15 protein-coding genes and 1 pseudogene are annotated in these 15,519 nt (G+C 58.9%); 5 read left to right on the top strand and 11 right to left on the bottom strand.

Annotated features, from left to right (window positions below):
• Window positions 1-33: 33 nt before the first annotated feature.
• The gene (locus tag H6F46_RS16110) at window positions 34-291 is read left to right on the top strand and encodes a hypothetical protein (protein WP_190355823.1); all 258 of its coding nucleotides are present in this window, start codon (window positions 34-36) and stop codon (window positions 289-291) included.
• 33 nt (window positions 292-324) lie between these two features.
• On the opposite strand, the gene H6F46_RS16105 is transcribed toward H6F46_RS16110, so the two are convergent.
• From H6F46_RS16105 to tmk, 4 genes are all read right to left on the bottom strand, one after another.
• Window positions 325-771, bottom strand: a complete 447-nt coding sequence (locus tag H6F46_RS16105; RefSeq protein ID WP_190355824.1) for a GFA family protein — start codon at window positions 769-771, stop codon at window positions 325-327.
• 43 nt (window positions 772-814) lie between these two features.
• Window positions 815-1,501 carry a GerMN domain-containing protein gene (locus H6F46_RS16100; protein ID WP_190355825.1) on the bottom strand — a complete coding sequence of 229 codons (687 nt, stop codon included), beginning with the start codon at window positions 1,499-1,501 and terminating at the stop codon, window positions 815-817.
• Between the two features lie 246 nt (window positions 1,502-1,747).
• Complete coding sequence (locus H6F46_RS16095; protein WP_190355826.1) at window positions 1,748-2,734, bottom strand: DNA polymerase III subunit delta'; 987 nt, start codon at window positions 2,732-2,734, stop codon at window positions 1,748-1,750.
• 95 nt (window positions 2,735-2,829) lie between these two features.
• Window positions 2,830-3,561: a dTMP kinase gene (gene tmk, locus H6F46_RS16090; RefSeq protein WP_242028003.1), complete on the bottom strand. Its 732-nt coding sequence runs from the start codon at window positions 3,559-3,561 to the stop codon at window positions 2,830-2,832.
• Between the two features lie 173 nt (window positions 3,562-3,734).
• Here tmk and H6F46_RS16085 point away from each other — a divergent pair, with 173 nt between their 5' ends.
• Window positions 3,735-4,082, top strand: coding sequence for a hypothetical protein (locus H6F46_RS16085; RefSeq protein ID WP_190355827.1), 348 nt, complete (start codon window positions 3,735-3,737; stop codon window positions 4,080-4,082).
• 21 nt (window positions 4,083-4,103) lie between these two features.
• Here the strand turns inward: H6F46_RS16085 and H6F46_RS16080 are convergent, their stop codons facing one another.
• The 4 genes from H6F46_RS16080 to H6F46_RS16065 all read right to left on the bottom strand — a co-directional run bounded on the left by H6F46_RS16080 (window position 4,104) and on the right by H6F46_RS16065 (window position 10,836).
• Window positions 4,104-7,379, bottom strand: coding sequence for an ATP-binding protein (locus H6F46_RS16080; protein WP_190355828.1), 3,276 nt, complete (start codon window positions 7,377-7,379; stop codon window positions 4,104-4,106).
• Window positions 7,380-7,521: 142 nt separating this feature from the next.
• Window positions 7,522-8,535, bottom strand: a complete 1,014-nt coding sequence (fmt, locus tag H6F46_RS16075) for a methionyl-tRNA formyltransferase (protein ID WP_099535296.1) — start codon at window positions 8,533-8,535, stop codon at window positions 7,522-7,524.
• A 107-nt stretch (window positions 8,536-8,642) separates the two neighbouring features.
• Complete coding sequence (locus tag H6F46_RS16070; protein ID WP_190355829.1) at window positions 8,643-9,605, bottom strand: OmpA family protein; 963 nt, start codon at window positions 9,603-9,605, stop codon at window positions 8,643-8,645.
• A gap of 91 nt (window positions 9,606-9,696) precedes the next feature.
• Window positions 9,697-10,836: a pentapeptide repeat-containing protein gene (locus tag H6F46_RS16065; protein ID WP_370567183.1), complete on the bottom strand. Its 1,140-nt coding sequence runs from the start codon at window positions 10,834-10,836 to the stop codon at window positions 9,697-9,699.
• Window positions 10,837-10,964: 128 nt separating this feature from the next.
• Between H6F46_RS16065 and H6F46_RS16060 the strand changes: the two genes are divergently transcribed.
• The 3 genes from H6F46_RS16060 (at window position 10,965) to H6F46_RS16050 (ending at window position 12,937) form a co-directional block, all read left to right on the top strand.
• Window positions 10,965-11,165, top strand: coding sequence for a hypothetical protein (locus H6F46_RS16060; RefSeq protein WP_190355840.1), 201 nt, complete (start codon window positions 10,965-10,967; stop codon window positions 11,163-11,165).
• 130 nt (window positions 11,166-11,295) lie between these two features.
• On the top strand, window positions 11,296-12,459 hold the full coding sequence (locus H6F46_RS16055) for a pyridoxal phosphate-dependent aminotransferase (protein ID WP_099535303.1): 1,164 nt from the start codon (window positions 11,296-11,298) through the stop codon (window positions 12,457-12,459).
• 208 nt (window positions 12,460-12,667) lie between these two features.
• Window positions 12,668-12,937 carry a hypothetical protein gene (locus tag H6F46_RS16050; RefSeq protein WP_190355831.1) on the top strand — a complete coding sequence of 90 codons (270 nt, stop codon included), beginning with the start codon at window positions 12,668-12,670 and terminating at the stop codon, window positions 12,935-12,937.
• A gap of 59 nt (window positions 12,938-12,996) precedes the next feature.
• Here the strand turns inward: H6F46_RS16050 and lptC are convergent, their stop codons facing one another.
• The 3 genes and pseudogenes from lptC to H6F46_RS16035 form a co-directional block, all read right to left on the bottom strand.
• Window positions 12,997-14,712: an LPS export ABC transporter periplasmic protein LptC gene (lptC, locus tag H6F46_RS16045; protein WP_190355832.1), complete on the bottom strand. Its 1,716-nt coding sequence runs from the start codon at window positions 14,710-14,712 to the stop codon at window positions 12,997-12,999.
• 269 nt (window positions 14,713-14,981) lie between these two features.
• Window positions 14,982-15,197 (bottom strand): annotated as a pseudogene (locus tag H6F46_RS16040) (NYN domain-containing protein); the annotation flags it as partial.
• Window positions 15,198-15,233: 36 nt separating this feature from the next.
• On the bottom strand, window positions 15,234-15,519 hold a 286-nt coding region (locus tag H6F46_RS16035), incomplete at its 5' end, for a transposase (protein ID WP_242027764.1).

Raw genomic sequence — 15,519 nt, 5'->3', positions numbered from 1 at the left:
TGCGTTCCGGTTGATGTGATTCAGGCTGATTGGATGCCGGTTGATTGGATTCTGGTTGAGCGAACCCAGGCTCTTTCGGCTCGGGATTCGGGACAGGCTCGGGCGATTGGGTCATGGGATGGGGCCAGGGCAAAGACCGATCGCCTGGGGGGCGATCGCGCGGATAGTTCCGGTCTAACCGATCGATTCGGCTCCTGGCGAACCTTTCCGGGCGATCGTCCACATCAGCCCCATATCAGTCCCACAGCAACAAAAATCCTGAATCAATGGATCCTGGATCAATGGACTTAACTGATTCCTCAACGTCGGGGCTGAATTCTGGTGCTAATTCGCCGTGGCCGCTCTCAAAGTGTCGATATTGGCTTCCCAATTGCGCCCATCAAAGGGTTCAATCAACACCTGCGACGGATCGGCCAAATCAACTCCATCCAGGCAACGGGCATTCACGCTATAGCCATCCGGGTGCGATCGGGGCACATAAAACGACTTGATGCCACAGGTGCGACAAAACAAATGCTTGGCCGTGCCCGTGTTGAAGGTGTAGGTGGTTAATGCCGTTTCGCCCTGCAACAGTTGAAAGCGCGATCGGGGAACGAGCAAATGCAAAAATCCCGTTTTGTCGCAAATGGAGCAATTGCAAGACTGCACCTGTAAGGGTGATGGCCCCTGCACCTGAAAGCGCACCGCTCCGCAATGGCAACCGCCCTCATAGGTGACGGCAGAGTCACGGTTGGATTCAGTCTCCGCTGTGGGGTTGGGTTCTGGGGTCATAGCTAATGGTCGATCGAGAAGAAACGGATTACTAAGGCTTGAATTAGGGCTTAAATTGTCGATCGAACGTGGCCCGGTCGATCGGTTGCGGCACTTCCAAACCCTCGCCTCCCAACACCGTCAAAGGTTGACCTTCCACCAAAATCCAAACCTTCGCAGCGGGATTCAACGTGCTGGCCGTGTAAACAATTTGCCCTAACCGTCCCATCATCGATGCACTGCCGCCGCCGCTGGTGAATTCCGACGACAGGTTCACCCGCACTCCTTCCGGCGCAATCATCACGTCCAGCAGCTTGGTGTTGATGGGAATGGCGCTGCTTAAGTTGTTGTCGGTGGGTTGCCCGGCCAAAACTTGCTCGATCGCCCCGCGCAGCACCTCATCTGGCTCACTGCTGGCCACGGTTTTGGCCGGTTGACCCGCCATCGCAAAATGGGTTCCCGTGTCCTTCAGCCAATAGACCTGGGATTGTTCAGCGATCGGGGCGGTGGCCACAGGGGCAGGAGTTGCCTTTGGTGATTGGGGCACGGCGCTGGGGGGCGGCGTGGGGGCAACGCTGGCCGCCACCGAAGGGCTGGGGCTGGGGATGGTTGTTGCGGCGGAAGGGCTGGGGGTTGGGGCCGGGGCCATGGAAGCGTTCCACCAGGCAACGCCGGCCCCCACCGCCACGGCCGTTGAACCAACGGCGGCCACAAGACTGATGGGTAGATTGCGACGGGGACGATCGGACATGGTGACAAAACCTCCTGAGGCGGTGCAAACGCAAGGCCCATAGCCAGCCTGGAACCGCACTGGAAACCGTTAGCGCAATGGCTCTTGAACTCTTGTTCTGGGTGGGGGGATGGAAACCCGGATCATTCGATGGTGGTGATTTTGGGGCGACTTGGGAGTTGGCAATCGGGTTCAGCAGTGGGCGATCGGGCTGCTACGGCCATTCTAGGCCGCTCCTCAAAAGTCGGCGTGAATGCTGTTCTGAAATTAGGCTCCTTGGGCCAGTTCCATCAGGGCCACTTCCCAGGCCAAGCGAGGTTGCACATAGCCCATCAGTTGCTTGCGGAGGGCTTCCAAACGGCGCAGGGTTCGATCGCGCTGGGGCCAAGGCCGATCGCCCTGTTGCCACCAGGTTTGTTGCAAATAGTTCACGAGCCACAGTTGCTGCTCCAGGTCGATCGCCTTATCAAGCTGCCGGGCCAAATCCAGGGCGGCAAAGGCGGACTGGGGCGGTTGGCGCAGGGCCATGAGCAAGTCCTGCGGCAGGGTTTGCAACCGTTGCCAATGGGCGATCGCCTGGCCGGGACAGCCCTGGGCCAAGGCCAACACTTCGGGAGCGTTGCGCAAGTCGCCATGGCCCGCCCGATCGAGCACTTGGAGCAACTCCGAGGGAGGCAACCGGCGAAAGGAAACCCGCGCGCAACGGGAAACCAAGGTGGGCAAAATCGCCTCGGGGCCAGGAGCCAACAGAATGATGGTGGCGCGGCCCGGTTCTTCGAGGGTTTTTAAAAGGGCATTGGCGGCCCCTTCGGCCATGGTTTGGGCCGCTTCAATCACCACAAACGATCGGGGTGCTTCCATGGGTGGCCGGCCGAGGCTGGTGGCCAATTGGCGAATTTGTTCTAGGCGAACTTGGGGCGGTGTTTTCTTTTCCAGACCGCTGGCTTGGGCTTGGCTGATGGAAATCAGTTGTCCCCGATCGAGGTAGGTTGGCTCCAGCCAAATCAGGTCGGGGTGCATTCGCTCGCGTACCCGTCGTCCCAAACTGGCCGCCAATTCCGGGCGATCGGGCGGACAAAGAATCCATTGGCCAAAGCATTCTGCCGCCAGCTTGCGCCCCACCCCATCGGGCCCGGCAAACAGATAGGCCGGCGCAATTCGATCGCGGGCGATCGCCATCGTCAAAAAATCAATGACCGAATCTTGGCCCACCAGGGGCCCAAACCCAGCCCGAATCGTCGCTGGCTCCAGCATCTAACCGGCCTCCATCCCCATGGCCCCTTGTTCCCGTCCTGTGATCTCGGCCGCAATGACCTGCATGAACAACCTGCCTTCCCCTGGCTGTTCGATTAGAACGCGGGCTGCACTGGAACCGGCCACCAACGGGCCAAGCGTTCGGTCAACACCGCTTGGGTTTGGGCAAAGGTAGCGGCCAGGTCTCCATCGGCTGCGATTCGCACCACTCGATCGGGATCCTGAGTAGCCAAGGCTGCAAACCCCGATCGCACCCGTTCATGGAACTCGATCGCACTGCGTTCTAGGCGATCGGCCGGGCCCCGCCGCGCCGCCCGCCGGGCCAAGCAACAGTCGATCGAGGCATCGAACCACAGGGTTAAGTCACTGGCTAAGCCCGCCGTGGCAATTCGATTCAGGGTTTCAATCAGGATTAAATCCTGCTGACGGCCAAAGCCTTGATAGGCCACGGTGGAATCCACAAATCGATCGCTCACCACCAACGCCCCGGCGGCCAAGGCCGGTTGCAGCACCTGCGCCACATGCTGGGCCCGATCGGCCGCGTAAAGTAACAGCTCTGTGCGATCGGCTACCTCCCAATCGCCCGACAGGAGCAAATGGCGAATTTGTTGACCCAAGGCCGTGCCTCCCGGCTCCCGCGTCACCACCAAGGGGCGATCGCCCAGAATGCCGCTGGCCTTGAGCCAATCCACCGCCTGCTCCAGTTGGGTGGTTTTGCCTGCGCCGTCAATTCCTTCAAAGGTGACCAACCGGCCCGGATTTGTCGGAACTGTCGGTGATAAATCCAGTGGTGACAGACCCGATCGCGGCATGGTGTCCAATCCCATAACAACTGTTTCCGTCCCCATCGCCAGCTTCCCTGAGCAAAACCCTTGGGATCTGGTTCTGTTTTGCTAACGATCCCTTGGTTCCGGGCCCCAAGTCCACAGTCGAGAGCAAAAGCGCTTGGGTATTATAGGGTTGGACGCGGTTCTACGCAGTTTCACGCAATCGAATCTTCATGGCTCGTTATACCTGTCTATTTTCCTTTTCACAGCCGTCAGATCAACTGCTTGGCCAGCTTGAACCCTCGCTGACCGATTGCGGTCTCAACGTCGTCCACAAAACCGTTGATTATCTCCTTGCGCGTGAACGACCGGGCAAAGTGTCCTATTACCGTTTGGTGACGGTGGAATTGGTGATCGATCGCGCCGATGAAGTTCGCAATCGCACTCGCTTAAACCTGATTGTCAAGAATGAAGAGCTGGCCCTTCAGCAAAATAATCATTGTCGGCAAATGTCCGAGCAAATTGGCCAAACCTTACAGGACAGCGGTTTGCTGGAACTGCTGAGTAGTGTCACGGGCTAGGCAATCCAGGCGATCGCGCCGTTAAGGAGCGAAGGTTGGCGGTTGCGCCAAATCGGCAATTTGTTCTAATTGGAAATTTTCTAGCAAGTCCTCGATCGCCTGGCAGAGGTCGTGATAGTCGGGCGGTAACTCCGTGAGCAGCGTGCGCACCTGATCTTCATCGGCGCTGCGGGCGGCTAAGTCCAACGCCAAGCGCCACTCGATCGGCAGTTCCGCAAACCGATCGCGCAGGTTCAGGCTGGGTTGGCCATCGGGCACTGAATGCGGAGCCACGGGCACGGCGATCGGGCAGATGGGGCCCTGGGGAGCCAGCAGGCCACGAATCAGATCCAACAGCAGAGGACAGAGCGGGGGCGAATTGGGCAGCAAGGTGCAGTCCAGCTCTTGCAAACAATGGTGATCTTGGGGACTGGGGGCAATGGCCACAATCGCACAGGGACGATGCACCAGGTTCTTGCGCTCGATCGCCCGGATGCGGCGAACCGTGGCCAGCCCTTCCCCGTCCGGTAGCCGCAGATCCACCCACAGCAGTCGCGGTTGCCAGGAAGTCCATTGGCGCAAGGCATCCCACCCGTGATGAACACATTGGCTTTCCAAACCCACCTGCTTCAGATAGTTCACATAGGCCTGGCCCCGATCGCGCAGGGGATCCACAATTAACAAGCGCCCAATCCAGGGTTCGGGCGGCGCAGACTCCAGCAGGGCCAGGGGTTTGCGAGCCGGTGGCTCCGGATGCGCCAACAAACCATCCAGGCGGGGCAAGGGCACTTGCAGCCGAAAAATGGTCAGGATGCCCGGACGACTTTCCGCCACCAGAGAACCGCCCATCAGCAGGGCCAGCCGCTGCCCGATCGCCAAGCCCAATCCCGTGCCTTGGCGCAGGCGACGGCCGGCCTTGGCTTGCACAAAGGGTTCAAAGATGTCAGGCATTTCCTCGGGGTGAATGCCTTCTCCGGTGTTGCTAATTTCAAAAACAAGCAGGTCACCTTCGCCTAAGTCAACGGAGAGAGTGACTTGGCCGGGCATTCCAACGAATTTGAAGGCGTTATCGAGCAAGTTGGTTAAAATTTGCCGCAACCGCCGGCCATCACCCTTCACCCAATGGGGAATCGTGCCCGCCACGGCCATTTGGAAATGGACACGGGCACTGCGCGATCGCATCTCAAAAATTTCATGCAAGTCGTTTAGCAGGGCCAACAGGTCAAAATCGATCGGCTCCAGTTCCAGATGATCCGTTTCCACACGGGCGATCGAGAGCAAATCATCAATCAGTTGCAGCAGGTAGGATCCATTGCGGGCGATCGCGTCCAGATGTTCCAGAGCCGGATCCATGGGGGCGGCAATCAGACCCAAAACGCGCGATCGCAACAGTTGCCCAAATCCCAAGATGGCGTGGAGCGGCGTGCGCAACTCATGGGTCACATTGGCCAAAAAGACCGTCTTGGCCCGGTTGGCCTGTTCCGCCGCATCCCGGGCCGCCGCCAAGTGGTGATTCGCCACCGCCAAGGCCGCCGTCCGTTCCGAAACCTGTCGTTCCAGGTTTTGGTTGTAGCTCACCAACAATTCCTCAGTCACCTTGCGATCGGTGATGTCCTGTAACACCACAATCGCCCCGGTCACGGCCTGCTCACTGTCAAACAGCGGCACGGCCAACACCTCCAAGGGCAGGCGGCGGCCGTGGGTTTGCTGCACATCCAGCCGCGTGGGTGCAACGGTTTTTCCCTCCAGGGCCAGGATTCCCGGTAACTGTTGTACGGGAAACGGGGCCTCACTACCGGCCAAGAACAGACGGTGATGCAAGGTTTCGCAGGTGCGCCCCAACGGTTGCAGCCCGATCGGCAGTTGCAAGAGGCCCCCCGCCACGGAATTAACGTACTGCAAGGAACCGTCTTGGCTCAAAACCAACACCCCCATCGGCAGCGACTCCAGCACTTGGGTTAAGTGACTTTTGCTGTCTTGGAGGGCGCTGAAGGACAAACGCAGGGTGGCCGACATGGCGTTGAAGGTTTGGGCCAAGGCATCAAACTCTTGCACCCCCGTGTTGCTGTCTACGGGTTGAAACTGGATGCGGGCAGCGGCGCGGGTGGCTTGGTTCAGTTGCTCCAGGGGGCGCAAAACCTGCTGTACCGTCCACCACCCAATTCCCATGGCCAACAGCAGCGCCGTGCCGGCCAACAGCAACATAATTTCGGCGGTTTCTTGCACATCGCTCAGAAAGGCCGATTCGGGAACCAACACTGCAATCCACCAATCGGGGGTCGTGGGGTGGTTGCAGCGCTTGAGGTGCAGCAGGTAGCGCTTGCCGTGAAATTGATAGAGCTGGCTGGAGCGATCGGGCAGATAGCGAAATCCTCCGAACCGATCGAGCAGGTAGTAGCCCGCGCTTTGGATGGCGCGATCGGGGAAGCTCTGCAAGGACAAGGGGTGCAGTTGATTCAGTTCGCCCCGCTGCTCCACCCGATAGGGCAATTGATCGCTGGAGGTGGCTACCACCGTCCCCTCATCGGTGAACACAAAAACCTGACCCTGAGGCGGTAGGGGAATCGATCGCAGCAATTGCCCCACGGCCATCAGGTTCAAGTTGGCGCTAAACACCCCCAACAACCGGCCGGAGCGATCGTCATACAGCGGCCAGGCATAGTGCATCACCCAATCGGCGCTCCATTGCCAGTTGCGGTTTTGCTGGCGCTGATCCAAGCTGCTCCAGGTGGGCTGGCCAACCCCCACCGCCGCATTAAACCAAGCCTGGGATTGGGGTTCGCTGGTCCAATAGAGCCGAGGGCGACCGGCTGGATGTCCCCGATCGCTCACGGACCATTGCCAGACACTTTGGTTATGACTTTGACCGTTGGCAAAGCGCCGCCACCCCCCTAACCGTGACACCCCGCGCAAATTGCCCTGGGGGTCGCTATAAACCAACTGGCCCAAGTCGGGAAACTCCCGCAACCGTCGCCAGAGGTATTGTTCGATCGCCCGCCAATCCTCTTGGGGCCATTGCCCCGTCAGGAAGTCATTGGTTTGCAGTTGGGCAACGGTGTTGTAGGTACGAAAAAGGCTGGTGAGTTGTAAATTGGCCTGCTGACTGCTCATTTGCAGCAGTTGCTTGGTGTTTTCGGTGGCAACGGTGCGATTGCTGCGGAGGGCTAAGTAGGCGATCGCCCCCACCACCAGCACCAATTGGATCACGAATGGCACAATGATCAGCCACCGCAGGGAGACCGCCCAACCGCCGCCCGCCGAAGGAGCGGTGGTCTGCGATCGAACCTGGGGTGGCGACTCGGGGGCGGTTGGTTTCAAGCGTGCTCTCCTCTAGGGCCGAGGCGCAAGCAAGGGGGTAATCAGCATTTGAGGCCGAGGCCACCTTGGGTAAGGCCAAATTGGGTGAGGCCAAATTGGGGCCGAAATTGCAGCCGAGGCGATTGATCGATCGCACCCAAACTCAAGCATCGGGGCCTAAACATTCGCCGGGTTGTAGGTGCAGGCCGTTGGCAAAGTCCCAGCCAGCTTGCGGCCGTTTGCCCGCAGGCACCAATTGGCGCAACAGCAAGTAATCTTGCCCAGTGCGCACCACGGGCCCCCATCCCTTGAGAATGCCAACGATCGTTCCGGGTGGCCCCGCGATCGCCTGCCACTGGGCCTGTAAATTCTCCCATTGGGCGGCGAGGGAACCAAAACTCTCGGGTAATTGAGACCAAAATGCTGCACCCAAAGGGGCCGTTTCCAATAGCTTCAGGCCGTTGCCGCGCAACTGGCTGTGGCCGTTGGGGATCATGGCCCGCACTTGGTTATGGATGGCCAAGGCCGAATGCGACCAGTCGATCGCCCATTCCTCTTTTTTGATTGGGGGGGCGTGGGTGGCTCCGGCCGGTTGGGCTTGGGGTTGCAGCGACCCATCAGCCAAGCCGTGCAGGGTGGGGGGCAACAGATCCGCCGCGATCGCCGCCAGTCGTTCCGCCAAGCTTTGGGCGTTGTCGAGGAGGTCGATCGGGGTGTCGCCCCGCAGCAACATCGGGCCCGTGTCCATCCCTTCATCCATCAGCATGGTGACAATGCCCGTGAGGCGATCGCCCGCTTGCAAGCACCGCTGAATCGGGGCCGCGCCGCGATAGGCCGGCAGGATGGAGCCATGGCCATTGATGCAACCCAACCGGGGCATGGCCAACATTTCCGCCGACAGCAGTTGTCCATAGGCCACCACCACAAAGGCATCGGCTTGGGTGGCACGCAGGCGATCGAGGGTTTCGGGATCTTTTTTGACCCGATCGGGCTGCCAAACCGGAATGCCCGCCGCCAGGGCCAGTTGCTTCACCGGGGAAGGAATCAGGTCGCTGCCCCGCCCCCGCCGTCGATCGGGTTGGGTCACCACGGCCAAGACTTCAAAATCTGGCTCATTGATCAGGCGCTGCAAACTGGGAACCGCAAAGGTGGGAGTACCGAAAAAGACAAGCCGCATGGTGATAGGAAAAACAAAACGGTCGGAGGAGCGATCGATCCTGAAACCAACACAAGCCAAACACCGTGGCCAGCGGGCCGATCAGGGATGCTGATCGGGGGTGCCGATCAGGGGTTCAGCAACGGTTCAATCACGATTTCAATTCGTCGATTGCGTTGCTGGCTGGCGGGATCCGGGTCAGGGGTGAGGGGCCGACTGGCCCCGAAGCCGGCCGTAACCCAACGGTAGGGGCCCGTGAGCCGATCGGCCAGGTATTGACCCACGGCCTTGGCCCGGCGCAGGGTTAATTCTCGGTTGGCCACCGGATCCCCGATCGCGTCGCTGTGGCCGGCAATGCGCACGGTTGCGCCTGGGTAGTTTTGCAAGTCGGCGGCAATGGTATCCAGAATGGCTCCGGCTGCCGGTTGCAGGTTGCTGTGATTGTCCTGAAACAACAAATCCGTCGGGAGAGCGATGGTGAGGCGGCCGGCGGTTTGGGTGGGGGTGGTTTGGGTCGGGACGCTCTGGGTAGGAGATGACGTGCTGCGGGGATTGGCTCCCGTGCTGTTCAGGGCTTGGGCGATCGCCTGCACCCGTTGCTCGATCGGCCCCGTGGGATTGCGATTGCCCAACTCCCCTTCAATGGCCGTGGCCTCCCCAATCAGGGCGTTCAGATCCGCTTCGAGGGCTTGCAGTTGGGTTTGCAGGGCCTTGCGTCGATCGGGGCTGAGGGGGGCGGCTGGAACCGGCGATGCACTCAGGGTTGGGCTGGGGCTGGGAATGGGGACTGTGGGTAAGGTGAGCAGGCCGGGCGATCGGGGCCAACGGGTTAACCATTGATCCAACTGGCGCAGGGCCAATTCCAGCGGTGGGGTGCTGGTGATCGTTCCCGGAACCCAGCGAGCGGCAGCTACCCCGCCCAAAACCCCTGCAATCCCCAGTCCCGACAACAGGGCCAGCCGCAACAGGGCGACAAGCCAACCCCAAGGGCCCGGCCGGCGCGATCGAGCCGGAGGACGACCGGGCCGGCGCGATCGGTTCCGATTGGGTTGGGGATCTGGGGTGGGCGGTAGTTCAAACGGCGATTGCAAAACTCAAAACATCCTATGGCTTGACCTTGAGGTTGACCGGGAGATGAACCAGACGGGACTGTTTCCATTCTAGGCTGGTTCTTTGCTGGGCCTAGCGCCCGAGCTTGTTTTCAATCCCTTCGCAGCCGCCGGGAATTGTGCCGCGTGTGCGTTCCCCGCCCCACATGCAGCAATAGACCCGATCGGCCTCGGAAAGATCAACCACGCCGCTCAAGTCGGCATTTTCAATCACGGCTCCGGTGCCTTCGCCGGTTTGGTAGTTGGCTTCGTCGTCCTCGCGCGATCGGGGCGTGGTGGTTTCCAAGTTGCCATAAAACAGCCTGACTCCCTTCAAGTCGGCTCCCCGCAAATTGGCCTCAAATAGAATCGTGCGGCTGAGGTTGGCCCGGGTTAAGTTACAACCGCTGAGGTCGGCTCGCACCAGGTTCGTTTCCCCCAGGTCAACCCAGCGCAGATCCGTGCCTTGAAGGTCGGCCCCCGCCAACATCACGCCCAGGTCAATGACCCGCACGCCCCGGGCCCGATCTTCTTCATAGCCGCCGGAACCGTCCAAGATGGGCCGACCCAGCAGGCGATCGCGCTTGAGGGGCGTAACCAGCTTGGCTTGGGACAAAAAGCGCACAATTTTGGCCTTGCCCTCCGCATCCACACTGCCCAGGATGGCGGCGGTGCGGCCTTCCGCGATCGCCCGTTCTTGGGGCCAATCTTCCAAAAAACCCTGCTCATCTAAGGCCAAGTCGGACACGCCTTGGAAATAGGCATCGATGGTTTGCTGTTGGGTAATCCGGTTTTGCTGAATGGTTAAATCCCGCGAGAGCACGTATTGTTGCCAGGCCACATAGACCGCCAACACGGCGATCGCAATTTGGCCCAAGGCTCCCAGGGCTTCGCTGATGGCTCCCACCGCATCCCAATTGATGCTGAGGCGGGTTCCCTGTTCCCCTTGCGATCGCTCCGTGCCCCACAAAAGCAGCAACCCAAAGACCCCAATGATCGACCCCAAGGCCCCCGCGATCGGCACGCGCCAGGAAACGGGGATCAGTTGAGTCCAGAGCTGGCTGCGAAACGGCGTGAGCAACCACAGACCCGTGCCCAAGGCTCCCAAGCCACCCATTAACCCCAGCCAGAGATTGCCGGAAATTAGCCCCATGGCTAACAGGGCGATCGTGGTGGGGACAACCACTGTGGTCAGGGTGCGGGATAGGGGTGAGGCAATGCGATCGACCAGCATCGATCGACCACCCGGCCCGATTCCCCCCTCCGATTTTTCAACAGATAAGCTCATGCCACGGCTCCTTGCTCGACATCCTACGCTATATCGATATATCGATTGAAATGTAAGGATTGAAATGTAAGGTCATGGCTGAAAAGCCTGAAAAGGCTGATTGGTATTGTTTTTATCCAACGCCTGAGCAAGAGTTACGGACGCAAGCTTGGTACGAGCGACAAGAGCGCATGGAATACGCTCAAACATTTTCCATGTTGGCTGAACTCTGCAATTTCCAAAATGCCAAGGGTCAATCATGGCCCCAAAACTTCTTTAAAAACGGTAGCAATTGATTTTGACGCAGGCTACAGTTCCCTGAGAGACTAGACCATTAACGCCAGCCACGAGCTTGTAGCGCTGCCGACCGGCAACCTTGGCAACGCCTGATCTGGCAGTCATCCCTAATGTGAACTTCCGAGAAACATGAAACTAGCGGCGCGGGTCGGACAAGTCACCCCCTCCATCACGCTCGCCATCACTGCCAAGGCGAAGGCCATGAAAGCGAGCGGCCTGGATGTCTGTAGCTTCAGCGCCGGGGAGCCAGACTTCCCCACTCCGGCCCATGTGGTGGCGGCAGCCCAAAAGGCTTTGGATGAAGGCAAAACTCGCTATGGCCCGGCGGCTGGGGAACCGGCCCTGCGCCAGGCGATCGCCCAGAAGCTGAACCGTGATAACCGATTGCCCTATGAACCGGAGCAGGTGATTGTCACCAACGGGGGCAAACATGCCCTCTACGGTTTGATGATGGCGATGATTGAGGCGGGCGATGAGGTGATTATTCCCGCGCCCTACTGGCTCAGCTATCCAGAGATGGTGGTGCTGGCGGGGGGCAAGCCGGTGATTGTGCCCACCACTGAGGAGACGGGCTACAAGATTACGCCGGAACAGTTGCGATCGGTGATTACGCCGCGCACCAAGCTGCTGGTGATGAATTCGCCATCAAACCCCACGGGCAAGGTTTACAGCCCCGACGAAATTCGGGCGATCGCCCAGGTGGTGATTGAAGCGGATATTGCGGTGGTGTCCGATGAAATTTACGAAAAAATTCTCTACGACGGGGCCGAGCACCTGAGCATTGCGGCCGTGGAGGGCATGTTCGATCGCACCCTGGTTTGTAACGGGTTCGCCAAGGCCTATTCCATGACCGGCTGGCGGGTGGGCTACCTGGCGGGGCCCCATGCCCTCATTAACGCCGTGGCCACCATTCAGGGCCATGCCACTTCCAATGTTTGTACCTTCGCCCAGTTTGGGGCAGTGGCGGCCCTGGAAGAGTCCCAAGACTGTGTGGCGGAAATGTTGGCGGCCTTCACGAAACGGCGATCGGTGATGTTGGAACGGATTCGGGCCTTGCCGGGGATCACCTGCTCAGAGCCGGAAGGTGCGTTTTATCTGTTCCCGAATATTGCGCAGTTGGGCCTCGGGTCGATCGAGTTTTGCCAGCGCCTCCTGGAGGAGTTCCAAGTGGCCACGATTCCCGGTTTGCCCTTTGGGTCAGATGCCAACTTCCGTCTGTCCTATGCCACGGATCTGGATACGATTTTGCGGGGTATGGATCGACTGGATAAGTTTGTGGCTTCTTTGCAGTAGGCGGCCATCAGCGTTCAATCAGGGCGCTGAATCCTCGGTCGTGGCTTGATTGGGGGATTCAGTGCCGGGGGGAATCAACGGCTGAGTCTCTGGCTGTCTGGGCTGCTGGATGTTTGACGGTTGCTTGAGATGGGTTGATCGCGTGATTCACCGTTTCAGGATTAATCAACAGTTCAGTTTCCGAACACCATTCAGTTTCCGAACAGCTATGAACCGCACCACCAATCCTTTGCAAATTTGGCAGTTGGCGACCCCTAAAGACCGGCGGGAGTTTGCTATCGGACTGCTGCTGGCCCTATCGATGGGGATGGGTGTTGAGTTGAGTTCTCAGAACTTCTATATCGGTTTATTTGCCGGTTTTGTGATGTTGAGCTTGGCGCAGCAGCAGTTGACGACGACGGTGCTGTTGCGGGAGCTGGGTAGGTTGCGGGAGCTGGTGGATCGATCGGGCGGTCGGGCCGGGGATGGGCCCGCCTGAGATTTTGTAGATCCTGAACGGGCGATCAAACCCAGGATCGTGGATTCTGCGGATCGATCCTAGGGGCCAAACAGGTTCGAGAATGGATCTTCAAAAATGCCGGTTTCTGTCCCCAACAGGGCCGGCGGAATGGGCGGCAAGGTGCTGGGAATGGGCGGCGGGCCCACGGGCGTGGTAGCGGGCCCCGGCACGGGCGCACCAACGACGGGACTGGGCGCGGGTGCAGGGGAAGCGGCGGCCTGGAGATTTTCCGGGAAGAAGGTCGATCGGGCGCGGCTGTTGCCCCCGGATTGCAGGAAGATTGCGCCGTCTTTCATGGAACCCACGCCGTAGTTACCCCGGGAAATGAGGAAGGGGTTGGCCTGTTGATAAAACACATTGCCAAAGGCTTGGAGTTGCTGATCGCGCATGGACCAAATCAGCCGATCGCTGCTGAGGTTGGCGCTGCGGAGGCGGGACACACCGCGCACATTGCCTAACATTTCGGCATTTTGGTTTTTGAGATCCATGAATCCCCGATCGGCGTTTAACACCACCTGCTGTTGTCGTTCGTAGACCGTCACGGGGCGATCGGCCGTCAGGGACTGGGCTTGGAATTGCCAAATCAGGGAATCGCTGGCCACGTCTACCCCAGGATTGCCGGTGCTGACCTGGGCTTGGTTACGCAAAAAGGCAACGCGATCCTTCAAGCTCACATCTACCAAGTTGCCCACGGCCCGATCGGAAATGACACAGCGACCGCCCGCACAGTTAAACCGCTCGATGATGGTGCGGGTGTCGCTGCTAACCAGTTGCGGTTTCTGTTGCCACACCACCCGCTGGGATTGCACACGCACGGCGGGATCCTGGCGCACCCCCACCACGTTGCCGATCGCCTGGGCCACTTGGTCTTTCATTTGCCAAATGATTCGATCGGCCCGCAGTTGCATCGGTGGGTTTTGGCCGGTGGCAACGGCCTTGCCCTCTGCCTGGGCCACTTGGTCTTTCATTTGCCACAACACCCGATCGGCCGTCAGCCGGTTGGCTCCCTTGTTCTGGACGGCGACCACATTCCCGATCGCCTCGCTGACCTGTTTTTTGCGTTGCCAAACCAGTCGATCGGTCGTCAGCTTCATCTCGGGCTTGCTGCCGGTGGCCACCACCTTCCCGATCGCCTGTAGCTCATCGGCCTTCATTTGCCAAATCAGCCGATCGCTGTCCAACTTCATCTGGCGATCTTTGGAGACCAGCTTCACCGCCTGCACCATCTCTACCCGGCGATCGCGACTAAACGCCACCGCCTCCTGGGATTGGATCTTGGCTTGGGGATGATTCAGCGTTACTCCGCCCTTCATTTGCAGTTGGAACTTTGCGGGTTCCCAAGTGGCAGAACCGCCTTGGAATTCCATCTTTTCCCGCAAATCCTTGGCGCGTAAGTTGCCGGAAACCTTCAAAACTTGCCCGTTTTGTTCCACTTCCCCCTGTTTGGCCGTGATCTCATAGACCACCTTGCCATCCTGGAACAGCTTGCCCTTCACGTCTGACAATTTGGCCAGCTTGCGATCGCGAGAATAGCGTGCCTGGCTGGCCCGCACTTCCCACAACACCTGCCCCTGCTTGTCCGCTCGGTTCAGGGTCAAGTTGTCAAACACCAAGTCTCCTTGGAAATCCTCTGCGGCCTTCGTGTCGGCGGCAATTCGTTCCTCCCCTCGGTTGCGATTGCCACAGGCCGTGCTCAGGCCGGCAATCAGTGCAAGGGCGACCAGTCCCCGAATAGCGCGAGTTGGAAAGCTCATAGGTGCAGCAGCGGTTGATCCTGAGTCTGATCTTGGGTTGGCCCCTAGGTTGGATTCTGGGTTGGATCTGGCTGAATTCGTTGGGGTTGAATTCGGCTCGATCGTGGCCGAGGGAGGCTAGCCCATGGGCGATCGCTGGGGATCGAAAAACCGCGATCGTCAACCGCAATTCTAAAGGCGAACGGGCAGGGACGGGATTGCCAAGGTCAGTTTCTTGCGGGGCTGGGCCCCAGCGGGCTGCCATGCGCACCGCAACTGAGGGTGCAAGCTTAGCTCTCTCTCTCTAAACGCTCTTCATCCGCATGGGGTAAGGGATGGTAGGTGTAGCCTTGGCGGGGGCTTTTTTTGATGTCGTCCTTGATGGCATCCAAATCAATATAGCGATCGGCCACGTTGATTAAATTGTCGCTGGTCATTGATCGCAAGCTGACCACTTCCACCCGGGCCCCGCGATAGCTAACCGCATCCACCGCATAGGCTAAATCCCAGAAGTGTTGAATCTAAACACAAAACTTCATATTCTAGGCAACAAGAGTTTCTGGCAGTAAATCATAGCTCCAATGACTGATTGAGCCATAGCGACCGAGTACAACTTGCAAATATCGCAATTTATCTAGTAGCGTCTGACTATAGAATTGCGGCAATTCTATTAACTGCAAGATGGCATAAGCAATTAAGACCATGTAGATCTGTATTGCTACGCCATTTTGATTTTTCGTAATGAGCTGATCTAATTTTAAATGCATCTTTAAGAACTTCCATAGCAACTCAATCTGCCAGCGCTTTCGATACAGTTCTCCAATCTCT

Origin of the sequence: Limnothrix sp. FACHB-1083, assembly GCF_014696485.1 — a bacterium.
Taxonomy (GTDB): Bacteria; Cyanobacteriota; Cyanobacteriia; order CACIAM-69d; family CACIAM-69d; genus CACIAM-69d.
Note: the sequence above shows the minus strand (reverse complement) of the source record. Positions and strands in the feature narration are given on the sequence as shown.

Bases quoted from the DNA above. Each gene is read 5' to 3' on its own strand.
- H6F46_RS16110 (WP_190355823.1), top strand. From the start codon at position 34: ATGCCGGTTGATTGGATTCTGGTTGAGCGAACCCAGGCTCTTTCGGCT.
- H6F46_RS16105 (WP_190355824.1), bottom strand. From the start codon at position 771: ATGACCCCAGAACCCAACCCCACAGCGGAGACTGAATCCAACCGTGAC.
- H6F46_RS16100 (WP_190355825.1), bottom strand. From the start codon at position 1,501: ATGTCCGATCGTCCCCGTCGCAATCTACCCATCAGTCTTGTGGCCGCC.
- H6F46_RS16095 (WP_190355826.1), bottom strand. From the start codon at position 2,734: ATGCTGGAGCCAGCGACGATTCGGGCTGGGTTTGGGCCCCTGGTGGGC.
- tmk (WP_242028003.1), bottom strand. From the start codon at position 3,561: ATGGGATTGGACACCATGCCGCGATCGGGTCTGTCACCACTGGATTTA.
- H6F46_RS16085 (WP_190355827.1), top strand. From the start codon at position 3,735: ATGGCTCGTTATACCTGTCTATTTTCCTTTTCACAGCCGTCAGATCAA.
- fmt (WP_099535296.1), bottom strand. From the start codon at position 8,535: ATGCGGCTTGTCTTTTTCGGTACTCCCACCTTTGCGGTTCCCAGTTTG.
- H6F46_RS16065 (WP_370567183.1), bottom strand. From the start codon at position 10,836: ATGCTGGTCGATCGCATTGCCTCACCCCTATCCCGCACCCTGACCACA.
- H6F46_RS16060 (WP_190355840.1), top strand. From the start codon at position 10,965: ATGGCTGAAAAGCCTGAAAAGGCTGATTGGTATTGTTTTTATCCAACG.
- H6F46_RS16055 (WP_099535303.1), top strand. From the start codon at position 11,296: ATGAAACTAGCGGCGCGGGTCGGACAAGTCACCCCCTCCATCACGCTC.
- H6F46_RS16050 (WP_190355831.1), top strand. From the start codon at position 12,668: ATGAACCGCACCACCAATCCTTTGCAAATTTGGCAGTTGGCGACCCCT.
- lptC (WP_190355832.1), bottom strand. From the start codon at position 14,712: ATGAGCTTTCCAACTCGCGCTATTCGGGGACTGGTCGCCCTTGCACTG.